Origin of the sequence: Cognatiyoonia sediminum (assembly GCF_900129845.1) — a bacterium.
In the GTDB taxonomy this organism is placed as follows: domain Bacteria; phylum Pseudomonadota; class Alphaproteobacteria; order Rhodobacterales; family Rhodobacteraceae; genus Cognatiyoonia; species Cognatiyoonia sediminum.
In genome coordinates, this window is record NZ_FQXB01000001.1 from 909,207 (window position 1) to 930,237 (window position 21,031).

The 21,031-nt window shown below is 53.4% G+C and carries 24 protein-coding genes and 1 tRNA gene; 13 read left to right on the forward strand and 12 right to left on the reverse strand.

Annotation, left to right across the window (positions count from 1 at the left end):
• Position 1: 1 nt before the first annotated feature.
• Together BUA85_RS04545 and BUA85_RS04550 are read left to right on the forward strand one after the other, a co-directional pair.
• The gene (locus BUA85_RS04545; RefSeq protein WP_072899644.1) at positions 2–1,354 is read left to right on the forward strand and encodes a TRAP transporter large permease; all 1,353 of its coding nucleotides are present in this window, start codon (positions 2–4) and stop codon (positions 1,352–1,354) included.
• 14 nt (positions 1,355–1,368) lie between these two features.
• Positions 1,369–2,145, forward strand: a complete 777-nt coding sequence (locus BUA85_RS04550; protein ID WP_072899646.1) for an IclR family transcriptional regulator — start codon at positions 1,369–1,371, stop codon at positions 2,143–2,145.
• Between the two features lie 55 nt (positions 2,146–2,200).
• Here BUA85_RS04550 and BUA85_RS04555 read toward each other — a convergent pair.
• Positions 2,201–2,285, reverse strand: a tRNA-Leu gene (locus tag BUA85_RS04555).
• 510 nt (positions 2,286–2,795) lie between these two features.
• Here BUA85_RS04555 and BUA85_RS04560 point away from each other — a divergent pair.
• From BUA85_RS04560 to BUA85_RS04575, 4 genes are all read left to right on the forward strand, one after another.
• On the forward strand, positions 2,796–3,134 hold the full coding sequence (locus BUA85_RS04560; protein ID WP_072900417.1) for a P-II family nitrogen regulator: 339 nt from the start codon (positions 2,796–2,798) through the stop codon (positions 3,132–3,134).
• Between the two features lie 32 nt (positions 3,135–3,166).
• Positions 3,167–4,573, forward strand: coding sequence for a type I glutamate--ammonia ligase (glnA, locus tag BUA85_RS04565; protein ID WP_072899648.1), 1,407 nt, complete (start codon positions 3,167–3,169; stop codon positions 4,571–4,573).
• Positions 4,574–4,719: 146 nt separating this feature from the next.
• Positions 4,720–6,060: a dimethylsulfonioproprionate lyase DddP gene (dddP, locus tag BUA85_RS04570; protein WP_072899650.1), complete on the forward strand. Its 1,341-nt coding sequence runs from the start codon at positions 4,720–4,722 to the stop codon at positions 6,058–6,060.
• Positions 6,061–6,143: 83 nt separating this feature from the next.
• The gene (locus tag BUA85_RS04575) at positions 6,144–7,334 is read left to right on the forward strand and encodes a bifunctional alpha/beta hydrolase/OsmC family protein (RefSeq protein WP_072900418.1); all 1,191 of its coding nucleotides are present in this window, start codon (positions 6,144–6,146) and stop codon (positions 7,332–7,334) included.
• A gap of 82 nt (positions 7,335–7,416) precedes the next feature.
• Here the strand turns inward: BUA85_RS04575 and BUA85_RS04580 are convergent, their stop codons facing one another.
• The 3 genes from BUA85_RS04580 to BUA85_RS04590 form a co-directional block, all read right to left on the reverse strand.
• A complete protein-coding gene (locus tag BUA85_RS04580) occupies positions 7,417–8,013 on the reverse strand; it encodes a biotin transporter BioY (RefSeq protein ID WP_072899652.1) in 597 nt (198 codons plus the stop codon).
• Between the two features lie 73 nt (positions 8,014–8,086).
• A complete protein-coding gene (locus tag BUA85_RS04585; RefSeq protein WP_072899654.1) occupies positions 8,087–8,503 on the reverse strand; it encodes a DUF6314 family protein in 417 nt (138 codons plus the stop codon).
• Positions 8,503–8,841, reverse strand: a complete 339-nt coding sequence (locus tag BUA85_RS04590) for a hypothetical protein (RefSeq protein WP_072899656.1) — start codon at positions 8,839–8,841, stop codon at positions 8,503–8,505. The genes BUA85_RS04585 and BUA85_RS04590 overlap by 1 nt, the downstream gene beginning before the upstream one ends.
• A gap of 82 nt (positions 8,842–8,923) precedes the next feature.
• On the opposite strand from BUA85_RS04590, the gene purB reads away from it, so the two are divergent.
• On the forward strand, positions 8,924–10,225 hold the full coding sequence (purB, locus tag BUA85_RS04595) for an adenylosuccinate lyase (protein WP_072899658.1): 1,302 nt from the start codon (positions 8,924–8,926) through the stop codon (positions 10,223–10,225).
• 48 nt (positions 10,226–10,273) lie between these two features.
• On the opposite strand, the gene BUA85_RS04600 is transcribed toward purB, so the two are convergent.
• On the reverse strand, positions 10,274–10,930 hold the full coding sequence (locus tag BUA85_RS04600) for an acyl-homoserine-lactone synthase (RefSeq protein WP_072899660.1): 657 nt from the start codon (positions 10,928–10,930) through the stop codon (positions 10,274–10,276).
• 119 nt (positions 10,931–11,049) lie between these two features.
• Positions 11,050–11,670 carry a helix-turn-helix transcriptional regulator gene (locus BUA85_RS04605; RefSeq protein ID WP_072899661.1) on the reverse strand — a complete coding sequence of 207 codons (621 nt, stop codon included), beginning with the start codon at positions 11,668–11,670 and terminating at the stop codon, positions 11,050–11,052.
• 141 nt (positions 11,671–11,811) lie between these two features.
• On the opposite strand from BUA85_RS04605, the gene BUA85_RS04610 reads away from it, so the two are divergent.
• The 5 genes from BUA85_RS04610 to BUA85_RS04630 all read left to right on the forward strand — a co-directional run bounded on the left by BUA85_RS04610 (position 11,812) and on the right by BUA85_RS04630 (position 14,537).
• Positions 11,812–12,303: an autoinducer binding domain-containing protein gene (locus BUA85_RS04610; RefSeq protein ID WP_131802764.1), complete on the forward strand. Its 492-nt coding sequence runs from the start codon at positions 11,812–11,814 to the stop codon at positions 12,301–12,303.
• A gap of 65 nt (positions 12,304–12,368) precedes the next feature.
• Positions 12,369–12,704 carry a ScnB-like protein gene (locus BUA85_RS17055; RefSeq protein ID WP_341350617.1) on the forward strand — a complete coding sequence of 112 codons (336 nt, stop codon included), beginning with the start codon at positions 12,369–12,371 and terminating at the stop codon, positions 12,702–12,704.
• Positions 12,697–12,972: an SH3-like domain-containing protein gene (locus BUA85_RS17060; RefSeq protein ID WP_072899667.1), complete on the forward strand. Its 276-nt coding sequence runs from the start codon at positions 12,697–12,699 to the stop codon at positions 12,970–12,972. The genes BUA85_RS17055 and BUA85_RS17060 overlap by 8 nt, the downstream gene beginning before the upstream one ends.
• Entirely contained in the window at positions 12,972–13,607 is a 636-nt protein-coding gene (gene nthA / locus BUA85_RS04625; protein ID WP_072899669.1) for a nitrile hydratase subunit alpha, read from the forward strand. The genes BUA85_RS17060 and nthA overlap by 1 nt, the downstream gene beginning before the upstream one ends.
• 18 nt (positions 13,608–13,625) lie before the next feature.
• Positions 13,626–14,537, forward strand: coding sequence for a lysophospholipid acyltransferase family protein (locus tag BUA85_RS04630; RefSeq protein ID WP_072899671.1), 912 nt, complete (start codon positions 13,626–13,628; stop codon positions 14,535–14,537).
• Here the strand turns inward: BUA85_RS04630 and BUA85_RS04635 are convergent.
• A complete protein-coding gene (locus tag BUA85_RS04635; protein ID WP_072899673.1) occupies positions 14,514–15,209 on the reverse strand; it encodes a DUF1223 domain-containing protein in 696 nt (231 codons plus the stop codon). The genes BUA85_RS04630 and BUA85_RS04635 overlap by 24 nt on opposite strands.
• A gap of 200 nt (positions 15,210–15,409) precedes the next feature.
• Here BUA85_RS04635 and acnA point away from each other — a divergent pair, with 200 nt between their 5' ends.
• Complete coding sequence (gene acnA, locus BUA85_RS04640) at positions 15,410–18,100, forward strand: aconitate hydratase AcnA (protein ID WP_072899675.1); 2,691 nt, start codon at positions 15,410–15,412, stop codon at positions 18,098–18,100.
• A 215-nt stretch (positions 18,101–18,315) separates the two neighbouring features.
• Here acnA and BUA85_RS04645 read toward each other — a convergent pair whose 3' ends face one another.
• The 5 genes from BUA85_RS04645 to ccmA are packed head-to-tail and all read right to left on the reverse strand — an operon-like array spanning position 18,316 to position 21,026.
• The gene (locus tag BUA85_RS04645; RefSeq protein WP_072899678.1) at positions 18,316–18,855 is read right to left on the reverse strand and encodes a DsbE family thiol:disulfide interchange protein; all 540 of its coding nucleotides are present in this window, start codon (positions 18,853–18,855) and stop codon (positions 18,316–18,318) included.
• The gene (gene ccmD / locus BUA85_RS04650) at positions 18,848–18,988 is read right to left on the reverse strand and encodes a heme exporter protein CcmD (protein WP_072899680.1); all 141 of its coding nucleotides are present in this window, start codon (positions 18,986–18,988) and stop codon (positions 18,848–18,850) included. Before ccmD ends, BUA85_RS04645 begins: the two co-directional genes overlap by 8 nt.
• The gene (gene ccmC, locus BUA85_RS04655) at positions 18,988–19,716 is read right to left on the reverse strand and encodes a heme ABC transporter permease CcmC (RefSeq protein ID WP_207548128.1); all 729 of its coding nucleotides are present in this window, start codon (positions 19,714–19,716) and stop codon (positions 18,988–18,990) included. The genes ccmD and ccmC overlap by 1 nt, the downstream gene beginning before the upstream one ends.
• A 42-nt stretch (positions 19,717–19,758) precedes the next feature.
• The gene (ccmB, locus tag BUA85_RS04660; RefSeq protein ID WP_072899683.1) at positions 19,759–20,415 is read right to left on the reverse strand and encodes a heme exporter protein CcmB; all 657 of its coding nucleotides are present in this window, start codon (positions 20,413–20,415) and stop codon (positions 19,759–19,761) included.
• On the reverse strand, positions 20,412–21,026 hold the full coding sequence (gene ccmA, locus BUA85_RS04665) for a heme ABC exporter ATP-binding protein CcmA (protein ID WP_072899685.1): 615 nt from the start codon (positions 21,024–21,026) through the stop codon (positions 20,412–20,414). The genes ccmB and ccmA overlap by 4 nt, the downstream gene beginning before the upstream one ends.
• Between the last annotated feature and the right edge of the window lie 5 nt (positions 21,027–21,031).

Consider the following 21,031-nt stretch of genomic DNA (forward strand, 5'->3'; position numbering starts at 1 on the left):
GATGACCGATGCAACTTGGATTACGATTATCTCGCTTGGGGTGACCTTTCTATTCATGATGGGCACGCCTGTTCTTCTCATCATCTTTTACTGGGTCGTTGGGTGCAGCTTTGTGCTGGATTTGACGCTGGACAATACCGGCGCCGAGCTGCTGAACGTATTCAAAGACGGCTTCGCCTTGATGGCCATGCCTCTATTCATCTTGACAGGTGACTTGATCAACAAGTCAGGTATTGCAAAGCGATTGTCGGACTTTGCCTATGCCTGTCTCGGTTGGATCCGTGGCGGCTTAGCGATGGCGTCGCTCGGTGCCTGTGGTCTCTTCGCTGCGATCTCCGGATCAAACTCGGCAACGACTGCGACCATTGGTTCAATGTTGCACCCTGAGATGGTTAAAGGCGGCTATGATGAACGTTTCTCCGCTGCGACGGCCGCGGCGGGTGGTTGTGTCGGGATCATCATCCCGCCATCGATTATCTTTATCGTCTATGGCTTCCTGATGAACCTGCCGATTTCTGACCTGTTTATCGCGGGCATCATCCCGGGTACCTTGATGGTTCTGGCTATGATGGTCGCCTGTTTCATCGTTTGCTCCATTAACGGTTGGGGCTTCTTGATCAATCTGTCTATGAAGCGCGTGATCATGACCGGCATTGGTGCTTGGCTCGGTTTCTTCGCAATTGGTCTGGTGCTCTGGGGTATCTACACCGGCAAGTTCTCACCAACCGAGGCCGCTGGTGTGACCGTTGGTTTCTGTATCATCGTCGGCATGCTCAGTCATTTTGCCAGCCGCACCATGGGTGTGAAATCTGACGTTCCTGTGGATGAAAAGACATTTGCAGCCCAATTGGTCGTCGATGGTTTCACGCTTCGCGAGATACCGTCGATCGTTGTGCGGTCTGCGCAGATCACCGGTATATTGGCGCCGCTCATCGCCGTATCCGTTGTGATGCAGCAAATCCTGTCGCTGCTCGGCGCGCAAGAAACCATCGGGACCTTTGTGAATTCAATGGGTGGCTACTACCCAGTTCTGTTCACGGCAATGGCTATGGTTTTTGTGGCAGGCATGATCTTGGAATCTCTCCCAGTGACGATCATCCTTGCCCCGATCCTTGCACCCATTGCGGCGAACGTCGGCGTTGATCCTGTCCACTTCTCAGTGATCTTCCTCGTCGGTGCTTCCATCGGCTTTATCACGCCACCCTACGGGCTAAACCTATACGTGGCCTCAGGTGTGACGGGAGTGCCGTACTTTAGGTTGTTGCGCTATTCCTCAATCTATCTTGTGTCGCTTCTCGCGATATGGTTCCTAGTGGCGTTGGTGCCAGCAACGGCATTGGCTTTGCTACCTTGATATAGAAGTGAGTCATGGCGGACGATAGTTTTGAGAGCCCCGGACAAATCCCGACCAACCTCAGGCTACTTGTGCTGGTGGAAGAGGTCGCGAAGGCTGGGGCTCCCGTCACGCCAACCAAGGTAAATGAGGTCTTATGTCTTCCTAAACCGTCCCTTCACCGGCTCTTTGCCACCGCTGAAGCGGAAGGATTCTTGCAAAGAGATGTCGATGGTCGATCTTATAGCCCAGGGCCAAGGGCGCGGCGTCTCGCTATAGATACGATATCATCAGAGCGTATCCGCACTGTTAGGGTTGCAATTCTCAAAGCGCTCGCCGTTCAGGTCGAAGAAACCTGCAACCTCGCGATCCCTGAACGAGAAGGAATGTTCTATCTAGATCGGGTTGAGACACATTGGCCCCTTAGAATCCAACTCCCCATCGGGACAGAAGTGCCATTCCACTGCACTGCCAGCGGCAAAATGTATCTCTCGTCAATGAGGTCCGATTATCTCATGCGGTTTCTCAAGAACCACCGTATGGACAAATTAACGGACAAGACGATCACCAATCCTGATTTGCTTAAGCTTGAACTCGAAGGCATTCGAGCTCGAGGATACGCGACGGATGACGAAGAGTTCATGGAAGGTATGACAGCCCTTGCCGTCCCTGTTCTAGATAGCCGCGGGCGACTGCTTTCAACCCTTTCCATCCATGCACCGGAGCAACGCAAGACGATAAACGACCTAGTTATGGTCTTAGCACCCTTGCGTGAAGCAGCTGCCCAATTGGCAGAATTACTGGAACGCTGATCATCGACCTAGCGATAGTCGCACAAAGACTTTGATTTATGGTTTATGATCATTGTGGTGCGGGTGGAGGGACTTGAACCCCCACGCCTCGCGGCGCCAGAACCTAAATCTGGTGCGTCTACCAATTTCGCCACACCCGCAACCGTCAACCGAAGTTGATTCTGGCGGTATCTAACAAAGCCCGACAAGAGAAGCGAGCGCAAAATGCCATCGCGAAATAAGCAAACCTTCGGCACAATTTCGCCTCAATTAATCGTCAAAACAATCCAGTGCGTTGGGTCGACCCCACTATGAGGTGCAAGCCAAAACGCTGAAGAATTTGTAAACCGAAAATTGGAAGATTTTCGGAGGAGGCCTCAAAACTTCCGCCCTTCGAGAGAATGCCGCCCTAATGGGCGGCATTTTTCGTTTTGCTGATCTGACAAAGCGGCACGTCACAAAGAAAAGCACGACAAACTTAGTTATAGGAAGAGGCCCTATCACCAGAAACGCAGATGTTTTCACACTGACTACTTTTTGAGCAAATTGCTCAAACGGCAGTCATTAGGATACTCAAATCCACCTATGAGCCCGCGATTTGGAGGGCTGAATTGGCTCTTCCCGTCAAAGATGATCTGAGGAATCCAAACTGCAACATAGGAGTCGCGGGCGTGAAAAAGATCGAAGCGATTATTAAGCCCTTCAAATTGGATGAAGTAAAAGAAGCGCTGCAAGATGTCGGCGTCCAAGGTCTCAGCGTCGTTGAAGTTAAAGGTTTTGGACGGCAGAAAGGCCACACCGAACTTTATCGCGGCGCCGAATATGTCGTCGATTTTCTGCCTAAAGTCAAAATCGAAGTCGTTCTTGCCGACGACCAAGTCGATGCCGCGGTTCAGGCGATTATCGAATCTGCAAAAACCGACAAAATTGGTGACGGTAAGATCTTCGTCTCCCCCATCGAACAAGCCATTCGTATTCGTACCGGTGAATCCGGCGAAGACGCGCTTTAAATCCCTTACAATCTGCTAGAGGAAATCAAAGAATGGACAACAAAGCCCTTCTTAAACTTATAAAGGATGAAGACGTAGCCTACGTCGATATCCGCTTCACAGACCCGCGCGGCAAACTGCAGCACGTGACAGTTGTTGCCGACCTCGTCGACGAAGACTTCCTTGAAGAAGGCTTCATGTTTGATGGGTCTTCCATCGCTGGCTGGAAATCGATTGACCAGTCGGACATGAAGCTGATGCCAGACGCATCCACCGGTTATCTTGACCCTTTCTACGCCGAAAAAACTGTCTGCGTTCACTGCTCCGTCGTCGAACCTGACACAGGTGAAAGCTACGAGCGTTGCCCACGTTCCACTGCGCAGCGCGCTGAAGCTTATCTGAAGTCCTCCGGCATCGGTGACGCGGCATACTTCGGTCCAGAAGCTGAATTCTTCATTTTTGATGACGTTCGCTACTCTGTCGCGATGAACAAAGTGTCCTACCAAGTCGACGCGATCGACGGCGCTTGGAACACGGATACTGAATATGAAATGGGCAACATGGGCCACCGCCCTGGTGTCAAAGGCGGCTACTTCCCAGTGCCACCAACAGACGATGCACAAGACATGCGTGGCGAAATGCTTTCCACCATGAAGCGCATGGGCATGAAAGTTGACAAGCATCACCACGAAGTGGCGTCTTGCCAGCATGAGCTTGGCCTGATCTTCGGCACGCTGACACACCAGGCGGACGAACTGCAGAAATACAAGTACGTAATCCACAACACGGCTCAGGCTTACGGCAAATCCGCAACCTTCATGCCAAAGCCAATTGCTGGTGACAACGGCACAGGTATGCACGTGAACATGTCCATCTGGAAAGATGGTAAGCCATTGTTCGCAGGCGACAAATACGCTGACCTGTCACAAGAAGCTCTGTACTTCATCGGCGGTGTTTTGAAGCACGCGAAAGCACTGAACGCGATCACCAACCCGTCCACGAACTCTTACAAGCGCCTGATCCCAGGCTTTGAAGCCCCAGTTCTGCGTGCCTACTCCGCACGCAACCGTTCTGGCTGTGTTCGTATCCCTTGGGCTGAATCACCGAAGGCAAAGCGCGTTGAGGCACGTTTCCCAGATCCATCTGCGAACCCATACCTCTGCTTCTCCGCTCTGATGATGGCTGGCCTTGACGGCATCAAAAACAAGATCGACCCAGGTGCGTCTTCCGACAAAGACCTCTACGATCTGCCACCAGAAGAATTGGCTGAAATCCCAACTGTTTGTGGCTCCCTCCGCGAAGCCCTTGAGGCACTGGAAGCAGATCACGACTTCCTGCTCGAAGGTGGCGTGTTCACCAAAGATCAGTTGGAAGGCTACATGGAGCTTAAGTGGGAAGAAGTGTACGAATACGAGCACTGCCCGCACCCTGTGGAATACAAGCTCTACTACAGCTGCTAATTCACTTTGAAATCTTGCAAAGAGGCGTCAATTTGGGCGCCTCTTTCGCGTTTTGGCCGCAAATAGACATAGGATTCGTCGCAAATCCACCAGACCAAACAGGGTTCAGACCTCCAAGCTAATAGTGCTAGAGGGAGGCCAGCCTGATGAACCAGCACTACCGCGACACCCGTAAGATAGACCCATCACGTGGCGCAACACTTGCTGACGGTTCACCCAATGATCAGGACCGGATGGAAATCGGCCCAACCCAATTGGCGTTCAGCGAATGGGCTGCGGCAGGATTGGAGCTGCCTGACCTCCCCACGATGCGCGCTTTTCGCCATAAGAGATTGGTCGATCGGCTAAATGAACGCGACTATGGCGGCGTGCTTATGTTTGACCCGCTCAACATTCGCTACGCGACCGACAGCACGAATATGCAGCTTTGGAACACGCATAACCCCTTTCGGGCCTGTTTGGTTTGTGCTGATGGGCACATGGTTCTTTGGGACTATAAGAATGCGCCGTTCCTTTCAGAATTTAATAATCTGGTCAAAGAGCGCCTCTCCGGCGCGTCGATGTTCTATTTCAGCGTTGGTGACGGCATTGACGAAAACGCAGATGCATTCTCCGTTCAGGTAACCGAAATCATGCGGGCCCACGCTGGTGGCAATACGCGGCTTGCTGTTGATAAGATCATGCTTCGAGGGGCCAAGGCACTCGAAGCACGGGGCTTTGAACTCATGGATGGCGAAGAAGTCACCGAAAAGGCGCGTGCGATAAAGGGCCCTGATGAGATTAAAGCGATGAGGTGCGCGAGCTTGGCGTGCGAAGACGCTTGTTACGCAATGGAGGCCTTCGCCCGAGACAACATTCCGAATGGCAACGTAAGCGAGGACGATGTTTGGGCTGTCCTACATGCAGAGAATATCAAACGCGGCGGAGAATGGATCGAAACGCGGCTGCTGGCAACTGGCCCTCGCACCAACCCGTGGTTCCAAGAATGTGGGCCACGTATAATTCAAAACAACGAAATCGTTGCTTTTGACACTGATCTTGTAGGCGCTTACGGCATCTGTATCGACATCAGTCGGACATGGTGGATTGGCGACAAGAATCCGCGTCAGGACATGATCGATGCCATGAACCATGGGATCGAGCATATTCAGACAAATATGGAAATGTTAAAGCCGGGTGTGACAATCCCAGAGTTGGTGGCAAACGGCCACAAGCTGGACAGCCAATACCAAAAACAAAAGTATTCTTGCATGATGCACGGCGTTGGCCTGTGTGATGAATGGCCTCACGTGGGGTATCCAGACCACGATGATTCACATCGGTTCGACTACCCTCTCGAAGCGGGCATGACGCTTTGCGTCGAAGCACTTGTTAGTCCCGAAGGCGGCGATTTCTCAATCAAACTGGAAGATCAGGTTCTCATTACAGAAGACGGCTATGAAAACCTGACGAAGTATCCCTTCGATCCGGCCCTAACTGGAAACTAAATTCACTCTCACGTGACAGCCTGACACTTTCGTTGCATTGACGGTTCCCTGCCCTCACCTTGGGCGCAACAAAGGAGATCGTCATGCCTACAGAACGTTTCACATTCCCCGGACATGCTGGAGACATGCTCGCCGCCCGACTTGAAATGCCCGAAGGCCCCCATGTCGCAACGGCGATCTTTGCGCATTGCTTTACCTGCTCAAAAGACATCTCTGCCGCCCGTCGTATCGCCGCCCGCCTCGCCTCAATGGGATTTGCGGTGTTGCGTTTCGATTTCACAGGGATCGGTCAATCCGGTGGCGCGTTTGAGAACACAAGCTTTAGCTCCAACGTCCAGGACCTTCGTGCAGCCCATGATGCATTGGTAGAACGTGGGCTCCAGCCAAGCCTGCTTGTCGGTCACTCTCTCGGCGGAGCGGCGGTCTTAAAAGCTGCCTCACAGTTGGACACCATCAAAGGCGTTGTGACTATCGGTGCGCCCGCTGATCCGGGCCATGTCGCGCATAACTTCTCCGATGCGATCCCAAAGATTTTGGAAGATGGCTCCGCTGAAGTTACCTTGGGCGGTCGCCCACTGACTATCGGAAAGGACTTCGTCGAAGATGTCGCAGAGACTAGTATTGAGTCCTGTGTGGCAAACCTCAACGCAGCTCTGCTCGTCCTTCACGCGCCCCTAGACCAAACCGTAGGCATCGAAAACGCAAGCCAGATTTTCCTTTCCGCAAAACACCCGAAAAGCTTTGTGACCTTGGACAGCGCGGACCACCTCGTCTCGGATTCGAAGGATGCAGAATATGCTGCCGACACGATAGCGACCTGGGCAACACGCTACATTCCGATGGAAGAAATCCCTGCACAACCGGACGTCCCGGAAGGAATTCTCCGAGTGACAGAAGCGGATGCTGCTGGATTTCTTCAAGACGTACAATCCGGACCGCACCATCTAGTTGCCGATGAACCTGCCAGCGTGGGCGGAACGAACCGCGGGCTCACGCCTTATGGTTTCTTGTCCGGCGGATTGGGCGCCTGTACCTCGATGACGATCCGCATGTATGCCCGTCGCAAGCAATGGCCATTGGAAGGTGTTCACGTCGACATCAGCCACAACAAAAGCCACATCGACGGGGAGCGGATCGACGTCTTTAAGCGTGACATCACGCTAACCGGCCCACTTGATGACGAACAACGCCAGCGCCTGCTTGAGATTGCAGACAAATGTCCAGTTCACAAAACCTTAGAAGCCGGAGCGCATGTCGAAACGTCGCTGGCTTAGCGCGCGAAAAGAAACTTCGATCCAAACAACAAAAAAGGCGCGACCAACTGGTCGCGCCTTTCTTTAACCGTAAGGTATTCGCTTAGGCGCGTGCGTCGCCGATCAGCTTCCACAGACCAGGCACAACCAAAGCCGCAAGGACCAGCTTCAGCGCGTCACCAATCAGGAACGGTGTGATGCCCCACTGCAGCGTTTGCTCCCAACCGGATGCAAACTGATGCAGCCAAAGCAAACCTGGGATGTAGATCAGCGCGTTGCCGATGAACATAGCTACGGCCATCAACAGAATGTTGCGGTCCCAACCCAGACGTGCCGCATAGCCCAATGCTAGCGCGGCCAATGCGTAGCCAACCAAATAGCCGCCGGTGCCACCCATCATATAGGTCAGGCCAGCCTTTTCGCCTGCAAAAACGCTTGCGCCCATCGCACCGAGGACCAGATAGCCAACGATTGTCAGCAGACCCAAGCGAGGGCCATAAGCTGCGCCGATTGTCAAAACGGCGAATGTTTGCAATGTGATCGGCACAGGATTACCGGGCAGGAAGACCTGAACTTTAGCTGCAATCCAAATTGCCACGATCCCCAAAACGACCATGACAGCCTGTTTGATGCGCAAAGCTGTTCCTTCGTTTGCACCGAAGGCTTCAACCAGCACTTTATCATTCATAGCGAGGGCCATCCCACTCTCCTATCTCTTTGAATTTGACGCTTTCTGCACGAGCGAAAGGAAAGGTGCAAGACTGTTGGCGCAATCAGTCGCGCATGTATTTCGTTGTAGAGGTGTAGTCCTTCCTCGGTCCGCTCACTGTCCAAACCGCCGACCAGCCGGGCCAGTCCAGAAAATCATAGGCCACAGTATAGTAATCATCGCCACACGGATGATCGGTTCCAGCTGATTTTCCAACAGGCTCAAAAGAATGAAACGGCCGACCATCTTCAAAGAAGACGTTGACCTGACTATCAATGAATTGCCACTTATAAGACCGCGTTGCCGTCATTGACGGCCCCTGCCCCAATCGCATTTGCCCCGTTTCTAAATATGACAAGGTGCCGCTTGAATTTTGGGCGAACGTCGCTTCACCGTCGAAACGGCCAGTTTGGTTTGAATGGCGGTCTTCGATCGTCCGGGTGACGCCCCAGAGACCTAAGAAATCAGAAGGTTGCAGCATTATTCTTCGTAGGTTCCGACACTCACGCTGCGATCTGTGCCAATGAAGCGAACCGAGTTTCCGCTTACGGCGAAATCATAGCAGGTCCAAACGTCTGAAGGTGGCCAAACGCTACAATATTGTCCACCGCGTGCGGCCCAACGCCCTTCACTCGCACGTTCGGTGATATATTGCGTGTCTCCGGCCGCCCCGAAAATCTGAAATGTCAGCGCATCATACCGCACCGTTCGATCTGCCAGCGCCTCTTGAATGGCCGCATCCTCGAACAACGGCGTCCATTCTTCGGCTATTGCCAATGTCGGCACCAATCCTGCCGCGACAATCAAAGCTTTGAACATACGATCCTCCCTTGAGGCTTTCCTTCCCCCCCATTATGACGCGACACAACCTGCTGCCCAATCACAAAAAGGCTATCACACGATGATTCCTCGCTATTCCCGCCCAGAAATGACCGCCATTTGGGACCCTGCTACAAAGTTCCGCATCTGGTATGAGATTGAGGCGCACGCCTGCGATGCGATGGCCAAACTTGGAGTGATCCCACAGGAAAACGCGGACGCCGTGTGGAAAGCCAAAGATGTGGAATTTGACGTAGCCCGTATCGACGAAATCGAAGCGGTCACAAAACACGATGTCATCGCCTTCCTGACCCATCTGGCAGAGATCATCGGCAATGACGAAGCACGCTTTGTCCATCAGGGCATGACTTCCTCCGACGTTCTCGACACCACTTTGAACGTCCAACTCGTTCGTGCCGCTGATATCCTAATTGCAGACATGGATCGCGTTCTGGCCGCCTTGAAAGAGCGCGCACTGGAGCACAAAGACACAGTGCGCATCGGGCGCAGCCACGGCATTCATGCTGAACCAACAACGATGGGCCTTACCTTCTCGCGGTTCTACGCCGAGATGGATCGCGGGCGGACACGTCTTATCAACGCCCGCGAGGAAATCGCAACCGGTGCGATTTCAGGCGCAGTCGGCACATTTGCAAATATCGATCCGGCTGTCGAAGAGCATGTATGTAACGAGATGGGTCTGAAGCCCGAACCGATCAGCACACAGGTCATTCCTCGCGATCGTCACGCGATGTTCTTTGCGACCCTTGGTGTGATTGCGTCCTCGATGGAAAACATTGCAACCGAAATCCGCCACATGCAACGCACCGAAGTTTTGGAAGCGGAGGAGTTCTTCTCCAAAGGCCAAAAAGGCTCTTCGGCGATGCCGCATAAACGGAACCCTGTCCTAACAGAGAACCTTACCGGCCTCGCCCGCCTCGTGCGTATGTCCGTTGTTCCAGCTATGGAAAACGTAACGCTTTGGCACGAGCGCGACATCAGCCATTCGTCTGTTGAACGCGCGATTGGTCCTGATACAACCGTTACCTTGGACTTTGCTTTGAACCGACTTGCCGGTGTCATTGAAAAACTGGTGATTTATCCAGAGAACATGCTCGCCAATATGAATAAATTCCGCGGTCTGGTCATGTCGCAGCGCGTTTTGCTTGCGTTGACGCAAGCTGGTGTCAGTCGAGAAGACAGTTACAAGCTGGTCCAGCGCAATGCGATGAAGGTTTGGGAACAAGGTGCTGATTTCCAGACGGAACTTCTGGCGGACGATGATGTAAGAGCAGCGCTCTCCGAAGAGGAAATTCGCGAGAAATTCGACCTTGGATACCACACCAAGCATGTCGAAACGATTTTCGCGCGTGTGTTCGGTTAAATGTATCGGCAGGAGGACCAGCCTCCTGCCCACCCCACGTCGACGGGCCTAGCTAAGGGCCAACTGACGCTCCTCAGCAGGTTTAGGTGAAGCTGGAATGACAACGGCCTGAGATTTGCTGCTTGGCACAGCAGGCATGGTCAGAACCGCATAGCGACGCCCATCCCCTTCGTTCAGATAAGGTGCACCAATGCGCTTTGCACCAAAACCCAACTGACGCAGCGCTCTCGTAAGAGCCAAAGGCGAAAGCGATATCAGATGTTGCGCCTGTTGGGACGCCGCCATCTCAACAAGGCCACTGACAATTAGGTACAGGCACTGCGCGCGTTCAACCTGAGTGTCTAAGTCATCGGAAATCACCAGCCGCGTGCACTCCCAAATGCTGGGTTCCGACACCGCGTCGCTCAAAACCGTGTCCGGAATATCAACGAGTTTACCGTTGATCGCATCAGTCAACATGCAACCATGCGATCCCCACCGCGCATTTGTCGGCATGGTCCGGGCGCCGCCCACAATCTCACCGTTATATTCTACTAATGAATACCAAGCTGTTGGATTGTCGTATTGGTCCATTTCCATCGCATCGTCATGGGGAATATCCCATTCCAACTGATCCACAAAAAATCGCTTACGTAACTCCAAGAACCTAAAAAAAGCATCATCGTATTTGGCCAACTGGGTAAAATTAAACGCCATATTTTTCATTCTTTATCTCTCCTAGAATGTGAAATTCGAAACTAAAAACAAAAGCAATCATCACGAGAATCCTGTTGAGGAATTCCTGTTCAGTCGGAGAAAAATAAGTTAATTAGCCGTTAACGTCTTCAGACAATCCCGTGCTGCGCCGCAATGGTCGCAGCCTGAGAGCTGGTGTTGGCGTTCAATTTCGCCTTTGCGTTTTTGATACGCTGTTTGATCGCGCCTTCAGATACGCCAAGTTCGTGCGCAACTTCCTTTAAGCGAAGTCCCTCTTTTACAAGGCGCAACGCCTCTATTTCAGCTGATGTTAGATTGGTCGGCGGTGCCATTTCCAAGTGACGACGTGTGACATAAGCAAGAAGCGCTTCTTCTTCAGCTGCGGCAAATTCGCGATCAGAACGCGTAAAGTAACCAAAAGACCGATGTCCGGCCGTATTGTTATCGAAAACCGAAACAGCGACACCGTATCTCATCCCAAAAGTCTGAGCCTGACCAAGAATCCCCCTCGGGTCATCATCCGCTAAATCGGTCCACCTTTTGATACCGACGTTTGCATGAACCCAACGAACCACCGGATCAAACATCATAAAACACTGCCGCGTATAGTGCTGAACCCAATCGCTGCGGAGATAGTTAATTTCCTCCACCGGAGACGCAAATCCAACGCGCAAAGCAATATAATAGCCAGAAGGTGCAACTTCTGTCAGGTCATCATCACCCAAAGCTTTTATTTCGATAGCTGCCATTCGATTTAACTGAATTTTCTCTCCGCGTATATTTGGACTTGAGTATGCGATAGGATTGATCTCACACTAGCTATTTATTGGTATATGTACTTTGAGACAGTTTCTACTAAACAATCAACTGTAAGGTGAGTGATATCAACCATGTCAAAAGATGTGAAATTTTGTTCAGAACTTGAGGAATTAAGTGAAAAGGCCTCTAAAGGTTTCGCTCTTGCCTTTCAAATTCGACTGACAACACCCAGCTATTTATTCCAGTCTTATTCACAGGAATGGAACAAGCATTACTCTGAAAACGGGCTCTTGATGCAGGATCCGACAGTGATGTGGGGATTTGAAAACCAAGGAACAATTCGGTGGTCAGACCTCGTTCACCTAGATGAAAAAGGGGTAATAGCGTCCGCCGCCGATTTTGGCATGAAATTTGGAATGACCTGGGCAATTGCAAACGACGACTCCCGAAGTATTGGAAGTTTCGCACGCTCAGATCGAGAGTTCAGTGATGAGGAAATGTCTGAGCTCTTGGCGATTGTCCAAACCATTCATAATGCGACACTATCTCTCACCCCCCTGAGTACCAACGACTTACAGGCCCTTACAAGTAGGGGGTATCTGATTTCGCAAAACCTCAACTAAAACGCGAAAATTAAAGCAAAGTTTCGAATCACAGCAATGACCAATCTCAGATGGAAACAGGCAAAATGACAGCTTCTGGTCGCAGATGGCATGACATGGGCGGCGATGCATCCGACCCCGTTTTGCCAGACGAACACGATTTTGCGCTTTGGGAAAAACGCGTGGATGCCCTCTTGGTACTTTGCAATGTTAAGGGCCTCTTTACAGTCGACGGGCTTCGGCGCGTGTTGGAAGACATGGGGCCTGAAGCATTTGAAACAATGAGCTACTATGAGCGATGGATCACCTCTGTGAACCAGAACCTCATCGAAAACGGCGTCTACACGATTGAAGAACTTGGTCAGCGCATGGAAGAGGTCAAAATGCGCGGCAACACCTACGGGGACGCCGCAAATGGTTAGTGGCCAAAGCGTTCGTGTGAAATCCTACTCGCCTCCTGGTCATGTCCGGACGCCTTATTACCTACGCGGCAAAACGGGCATAGTAGAGCGCGTGCTTGGACCGTTTCCAAATCCCGAACAACTTGCCTATGGCCTCAAAGCAGAACCGCAGCCGCTATGCCGCGTGCGTTTCTCCATGGCTGAGGTATGGGGCAAAGCAACGGACAACCCCAGCGACACGATCGAAGCCGAAATCTATTCCCATTGGTTAGAGGAGCTCGACACCTGATGCCACATGACCATCACGACCACCTCTCACCATCAGGACACCCTTATCGCAAGGATGACGACGTTGAACTGACCTATTGGCAAACGATGGAGATCGCTGTTCGTGAACTGTTGATAGAGAAGGGTGAACTTACGGCCGCGCAAATCACAAGTCAGATCGACGCGATGGATGCACGCAGCCCCGCCAATGGAGCCCAAGTCGTGGCACGGTATTGGACAGACCCAGATTTTGCAGAAGCCCTTCTCGCCGATGGCTCACAAGCGACCCGAGACATGGGGTATGACATTGGACCTATGAAACTCATCGCGCTGCCAAACACGCCAACCCTACACAATGTTGTCGTTTGCACCCTGTGCTCTTGTTATCCACGCAACCTACTGGGCCTTCCGCCCGACTGGTATAAGTCACGCGCGTATCGGTCACGGACAGTGCGCGAGCCTCGAAGGGTGCTGAGCGAATTTGGTGTGGAACTCTCGCCGGATATCGAAGTGCGTGTGCACGACAGTACCGCAGACATGCGCTACATCGTAATTCCCAATCGCCCAGACGGCACCGAGGGTTGGATGCAGGACCAGTTGGCAGAGCTTGTTACGCGCGACAGTATGATCGGAACCGGCCTTCCTAAGCATTCATAATCAGCCTATTCTGGCTGAATGACTAAGACGCCACCCTTGCAAGGAACCAAAGCCGATTGGTTGGCCGATCGTGCATTGCGTGGGTTGATCGCGTCGGTCATGCAGCTCCCCTACCAAAGCCGCGTCCCGATGATGGGGAGCGCCTTAAGGCGCGCGATTGGTCCATTGGTTGGCTATCGAAAGCGGGCTGAGGAAAACCTAGCTTTCATCTATCCTGACATGTCACCGACACGGCGCCGCCAAATCGCTGAAGGGGTTTGCGATAACTTTGGCCGCACCCTCATTGAAAACTATTCCCATGAAGAGTTTGGCGATTGGATCAAAGACTGCGAAGCGACAGGTGCGGGTATTGCGGCACTGGAGTACGCGCGAGCTAAAAAGCAACCTGTGATCTTCGTAACGGGCCATTACGGAAACCATGAAGCACCCAGACAAGTCCTTACGCGCATGGGCTACGAAATCGGCGGGCTCTATCGCCCAATGGCGAACCCCTACTTCAACGAACATTACTCCAAAACCATGACGAGCTGGGGCGGACCTGTTTTTGAACAAGGCAAACGCGGCACGATGGGGTTTTCCAAACACCTCAAATCCGGTGGCATGGGAACACTCTTATTCGATGTGAACTACGACAGAGGCGAACTGCTCCCTTTCCTTGGGAAGCCTGCCCGCACCGCCTTCTCAGCCGCCGAAATTGCACTACGCTTCGATGCTTTGGTCATCCCGTATTTTGGGAAAAGACTGGATGACGGATTAAGTTTCTCGGTGGATCTCGATGCACCGATAAAGCACACCGATCCTGTTCAAATGATGACAGACATTTCCTCAAGCCTAGAGAAGCGGATCGAAGACGCGCCAGAGCAATGGTTCTGGATTCACCGCAGATGGAAGAACAAATCCGGCAAATCAGCGGAGCTGAGCGGCACCTAAAACCGGACCGTCGGTTCCGTCCTGAATGATCACCGCAACTGCATCCGACCCGCTCACCGTAGCTTCAATCGCCAAGGGCTCACCGGTGTCCCAAGTCATCGCATTCTGCCAGCTGCTGACGACGTTATGGTACGTCAATGACCGACCTGCGTTTTCGCCCCGGCGAATGTCGCGTGTAACGGCTGGCATAAACCGAACGATCTGCACCACGGCGTCCCCACTGAAAGTACCAACCTGGGTCGCGTCAATGCGAAGCGTATCGCCGTTCCGGTTGAGAGAGACTTCAACCGCATCTGCTTCAGCCCCATGTTTCTCAATTTGCTCCATCACCTCCATTGGCCGAGAACCAATTACATGATCAACACCACCAAAAACCATTTGCGGGGTATAGATCGTCCTGGCACCCTTGGCGCGGGCAAAGGCGCGCTGCCGTTCCGTATGGGCAGGGTTCGCCAGGTCATCAACCCAGCCGAGGTAATCCCAATAGTCCACGTGTAAGGCCAGAGCGATGACGTCATCACGATCGGATAATTCCGCAAGAATTTCATCAGCTGGCGGACAGCTCGAACACCCTTGTGACGTATAGAGCTCCACAACGGTTGCGTTTTCAGCAACAACAGCACTGCCAAAGACAGTTGAAGCAATCGTAAAGGCCGACAAAAGTGCGCGCATGGTCGAAAGTCCTCGTTTCCTTCAACCAGAATTAAGGAATGAGCATTGAAATGACCAATCAACGAATTGCGAGCCTTTCGTTATGGATGTTTCAATCCCCAACCCAAGGTTGCACAGCCAAAACCCGTTTGTGACTTGATTGGCCTATTTGCAAGTCCGATACTAGTGCGACTCTCGCTCGTTCCTAGAAAGGTACTGCCATGACCGTCACCGTCGGAAAAGACACCGCAAAAACGCGCAAATCCCTGAAGATTGGCGATAAAACAATTGCTTACTATTCCATCAAAGCCGCCGAAGAAGCCGGCCTAGGCGACTTCTCTAAGCTCCCCGCTGCGCTGAAAGTCGTTTTGGAAAACTTGCTGAGGTTTGAAGATGACGGATTCTCGGTCTCCACTGATGATATCAAGGCCTTTTCAGATTGGGCCAAGAACGGTGGCAAAAACCCTCGTGAAATCGCCTACCGCCCCGCCCGCGTTTTGATGCAAGATTTCACCGGCGTACCAGCAGTGGTTGACCTTGCAGCGATGCGGGACGGGATTGTGGCTTTGGGCGGCGATGCAGAACAAATCAACCCACTCAATCCTGTCGATCTGGTCATCGACCACTCGGTCATGATCGATGAATTCGGCAACCCTCGCGCGTTTCAAATGAACGTGGACCGCGAATATGAACGCAATATGGAACGCTACCAGTTCCTCAAATGGGGCCAAGGCGCGTTCAATAACTTCCGAGTGGTTCCTCCCGGAACCGGCATCTGCCACCAAGTGAACCTTGAGTACCTGGCGCAAACCGTATGGACCGACACCGATCAAAACGGCGAAGAAGTCGCCTACCCCGACACGCTTGTCGGTACAGATAGCCACACAACGATGGTCAACGGCCTCGCGGTACTGGGCTGGGGCGTTGGCGGGATTGAAGCCGAAGCCGCCATGTTGGGCCAGCCTGTCTCCATGCTGATCCCGGAGGTCGTCGGTTTTGAGCTAACCGGCGAAATGATGGAAGGCACGACCGGTACCGATCTGGTCCTGAAAGTCGTCGAAATGCTGCGGGAACTCGGTGTCGTCGGTAAATTCGTTGAGTTTTTCGGCGAAGGCCTGGATCGCCTCCCCCTCGCCGACCGCGCGACGATCGCGAACATGGCCCCCGAATACGGTGCGACTTGCGGGTTCTTCCCGATTGACGGCGAAACACTTCGCTACTTGCGCAACACCGGCCGCGACGAAGATCGCATAGCTCTGGTCGAAGCCTATGCCAAGGAAAACGGGTTTTGGCGGGATGAAAACTATGCACCGATCTACACGACCAAACTCCACCTAGACATGGGCACTATCGTCCCGGCGATTTCCGGCCCGAAACGGCCGCAAGATTATGTCGCGCTTACCGACGCCAAAGCGGCCTTCCGCAAAGAGATGGAAGACACTTTCAAACGCCTATTGGGCAAAGAAATCGACGTCGCAGGCGAAGACTACACAATGGAAAGCGGCAAGGTCGTCATCGCGTCAATTACGTCCTGCACCAATACCTCAAACCCTTATGTCATGATTGGCGCGGGCCTCGTGGCTCGAAAGGCTGCCGCCTTGGGCCTCGACCGCAAACCATGGGTCAAGACCTCCCTCGCCCCCGGATCGAAGGTCGTCTCCGAATACCTCGAAGCGGCGGGCCTGCAAGACGACCTCGACAAGATCGGTTTCAACCTCGTCGGTTACGGCTGCACCACCTGCATCGGCAACTCCGGTCCGATCCAAAAGGAATTGTCAGAGGCTATTGCGGAAGGTGATCTAGTCGCCACCTCCGTCCTCTCTGGTAACCGCAACTTCGAAGGCAGGATCAGCCCAGATGTTCGCGCAAATTACCTCGCCTCTCCTCCGCTTGTTGTCGCCTACGCGCTAGCAGGCACGATGGACATCGACCTCAATTCAGAGGCCATCGCGCAGGATCAAGACGGCAATGACGTGTTCCTAAAAGACATCTGGCCTACTTCTGATGAAATCAACGCCTTGGTCGAACAAACCGTCACCCGAGAGGGGTTCATCAGCAAATACGCCGACGTCTTCAAAGGTGATGAGAAATGGCAAGCGGTTGAGACCACCGACAGCTTGACCTACGACTGGCCCGCCGCCTCCACCTATGTGCAAAACCCACCATACTTCCAAGGTATGGGGGCGCAGGCTGGCAAAATCTCGGACGTGGTCAATGCAAAGGTGCTCGCCGTTCTTGGCGACATGATCACCACTGACCACATATCTCCCGCCGGATCGTTCAAAGATACAACACCAGCCGGACAATACCTCCTCGACCGTCAAGTACCTATGAGAGAGTTCAACTCCTATGGCTCCCGCCGCGGCAATCACGAAGTCATGATGAGGGGCACCTTCGCCAACATCCGCATCAAGAACGAAATGCTCGACGGTGTGGAAGGCGGCTACACCAAAGGGCCAGATGGAACACAAACGTCAATTTTTGACGCTTCAATGGCGCATCAGGCAGCCGGTACACCTTTGGTCATCTTCGGTGGCGTTCAATACGGGGCTGGCTCTTCCCGCGACTGGGCCGCAAAGGGCACCGCTTTGCTGGGCGTGAAGGCCGTGATTGCCGAAAGCTTTGAACGCATTCACCGCTCCAACCTCGTTGGAATGGGCGTGATCCCATTTGAGTTCACCGGTGGCGACACGCGCAAATCGCTCGGCCTGACGGGAGAAGAAACGGTCACGATCGAAGGCCTCGAAAGTGTCCAACCGCTGCAAGAGGTGCCCGCCAAAATTGAAATGGCGGATGGCAGCGTCAAAGAGATCACTTTGAAGTGTCGCATCGATACCGCGGTTGAAATCGACTATATCGAAAACGGCGGCGTTCTGCACTACGTGCTGCGCAACCTCGCCAAAGCCGCGTGAGTCTTGGCCGAGTCAAGACCGGCGCAGCCGCCTCAGCTTGCTGAGGTCGCCTTGACGCGGGCATGACTCACATCAAACTTGAAAGGGCGTCTTGAGGTGCAAAATGCCCCCTCAAGCGCTTCTCGGCAGGTATCAAAAACACTGCAACCATACCATCGTTAGGCCCAAGCGGCGCATCTCAATTGGCTGAATAGAAATGCGCGGTAGCGCACAGTTTAGCTGCCTTCTGCCGCCTCAAGCATCGGCAAGAACCGTTGATCGAAATCAGACCCCACGAGCGGCCCGATAAAACGGCTCAGCACCGTTCCATCTGGCCCAACGATGAAGGTCTCCGGCGGTGCCGTCACACCCCAGTCCAATGCAACCCGCCCACGAGGATCAAATCCGGTGGCAAAGAACGGGTTTCCGTCCTCAATCAGATAGTCCCGCGCCTGATCGCCCGTATCCCTGAAATTCATACCGGCGATCCTATACCCCTCTTGGCTCAACCGTAACAGCGTCGGATGTTCGGCGCGACACGGCGGACACCAACTGGCCCAGAAATTCACTATTGTGATCTCGCCGGAGGTGAAATCCTCCATCACTATCAGCTCAGTGCCCTCCACGGCTTCCGTCGGCACCGCAGGCACCGGCTGCCCGATCAGCGTAGAAGGTACCTCGCCAGCATTCTCTCGAAACATGCCGGCCAGAAACAGCCCTGCGAAGCCTGCAAAAATCAGAACCGGGATCAGCATAAGGGGAGAGATTTTACTCATCCTCCAAAGCCTCCAACCGACGCTTGGCGGCAACGGACTGGCGCCAGCTGACCCATACCAAACCAGCCACCAAAAGGATCGTCACACCGTAGGATAAAAGAACTTCGGTTGCGTATTTACCTAAATCCGGCATCAGTTCCTCGCCATCCGTCTTTCCAAAGCCTGCGCGCGGCGAAGCCTGATTTCCGTTCTGGTCCGCAGCAGCACAAGTGCAATGAACAACAACACAAAGCCCACGATACATAGAACTAGCGGGAACCAGAAAACATCCGCGACGTTCTCTTCCGCGTCCAAGCTCAGCGACGCCCCTTGGTGCAGGCCTTGGTTCCAGAACAGAACCGCATAGCGAGACAGTAGCGCAAAGACAGACCCAACAAGGCAGAGCCAAGACGTCAAATCAGCAGCTGTATCCCCGTCCTCGATCGCGGCCCAAAGTGAGATGTAGCCGATGTAGAAAAGAAACAGGATCAAGAACGATGTAAGCCGCGGATCCCATGCCCAATAAGTGCCCCACATCGGCTGGCCCCAGATTGCGCCCGTCGCCAGTCCAATCACCGTCATCACAAGGCCAATCGGCGCTGCTGCTTTTGCCGCCAAGGCCGAGACATGATGGCGTCGGACCAGCCAGATCAATGACGCAATCAACATCATGATCCACGCATTGATCGCGATGAACGCAGCGGGCACATGGATATAGATGATTTTCACCGTCGACCCAAAACGCGCCGCGTCGGGCGTAAAGAAGTATCCCCAGATCAGCCCTGTGACCAAGGCCACGCCAGCAAGGCCAAAAACCCACAGCAAGACAGGGGCGGTCCAGCCCATAAAACGTCTTGGATTTGCATATTCCCAAACTGACATGACCGGTCCCTAACGTGCTCTTACCATGGCCTCAATACCCACTTACCGCAGATTAACCCGCAACACTGCTGCAGACGCAAAAGGCAGCAGCGCGAAGGCTACTGCAGTGATCCCAGCCAGCAGCAACATCGGCGTTGTCGCATTCAAACCATCAGCGCCGCGTCGCACGACCTCAGCGCCAAAGATCAATGTAGGTACGTAAAGCGGCAAAACCAGCAGCGACAACAACAAACCACCGCGTTTCAACCCCACCGTCAAAGCCGCCCCGAACGTTCCAATAACCGAAAGCGCTGGCGTACCGATCAGTAGCGAAATCCAAAGAAAGCTGTAGGCTGTCGTTTCTAGATTCAGGAGAAAGCCCAAAAGCGGCGCCACAATCGTGAGCGGCAACCCTGTTGTGATCCAATGCGCGGCGGCCTTGATCAATGCCGCACCTTCCAAGGGCAGTGGCGACGTTGCTAAAAGCGCCAAGGCCCCATCCTCAAAATCGAGCGCGAATATTCTATCCAGCGACAACAGCGACGCCAGCAAGGCCGCGACCCACAAGACACCCGGCGCAATGGCGCTCAGAAGCTCCCGTTCCGGCCCCACACCAAAAGGCACCAAGACGATCACGATCAAGAAGAAGGCCAAGCCGAGGCCCAAGCCTCCACCTGCGCGGATCGCCAAACGCAAGTCACGCAGCAAAAGCGCCTTCACAGAAACGCCTCATCCTGATCGAGCGGTGTTGGTGCGGCGATGTTTTGCGACAAATCATAAGTTGGCGCATCCAGTCCAAGATCAATATGCGTGGCGATCAAAGCGCTTCCGCCCGCTGCCAGATGGGTAGTTTGCAAGAAACTGGCGAACCGTTTTACCGAAACTTGATCAAGCGACACCGTTGGTTCGTCCAGCAGCAAAACCTTTCGATTGATCACGCCCAACCGGGCCAAGCCAAGTCTGCGTTTTTGACCAGCCGAGAGCGTTCCAGCCAACCTCGATTTCAAGTCAGCCAATTCGAAATGTTCATATACCTCTTCAGGCACGGTTTGGCCGTAAACCTCTGCCCAAAAAGTTAGGTTCTCGACCACCGTCAATTGCGATTTCACCCCGTCTGCATGGCTGGCATACAGAAGCTCATCGGGATCAGCGTCTATTTCGCCAGCCTCCGCCTCTTGCAGCCCAGCGAGCGTGCGCAACAGTGACGTCTTGCCGACCCCGTTGGGGCCACGAAGGATAAGCGCTTCGCCCGCAGGAACATCAATACTGACGCATTCTAGCAAAGGCAAACCACCGCGGGAAATTGTGAGATTTCGAACCGATAGTGTCATGCGTT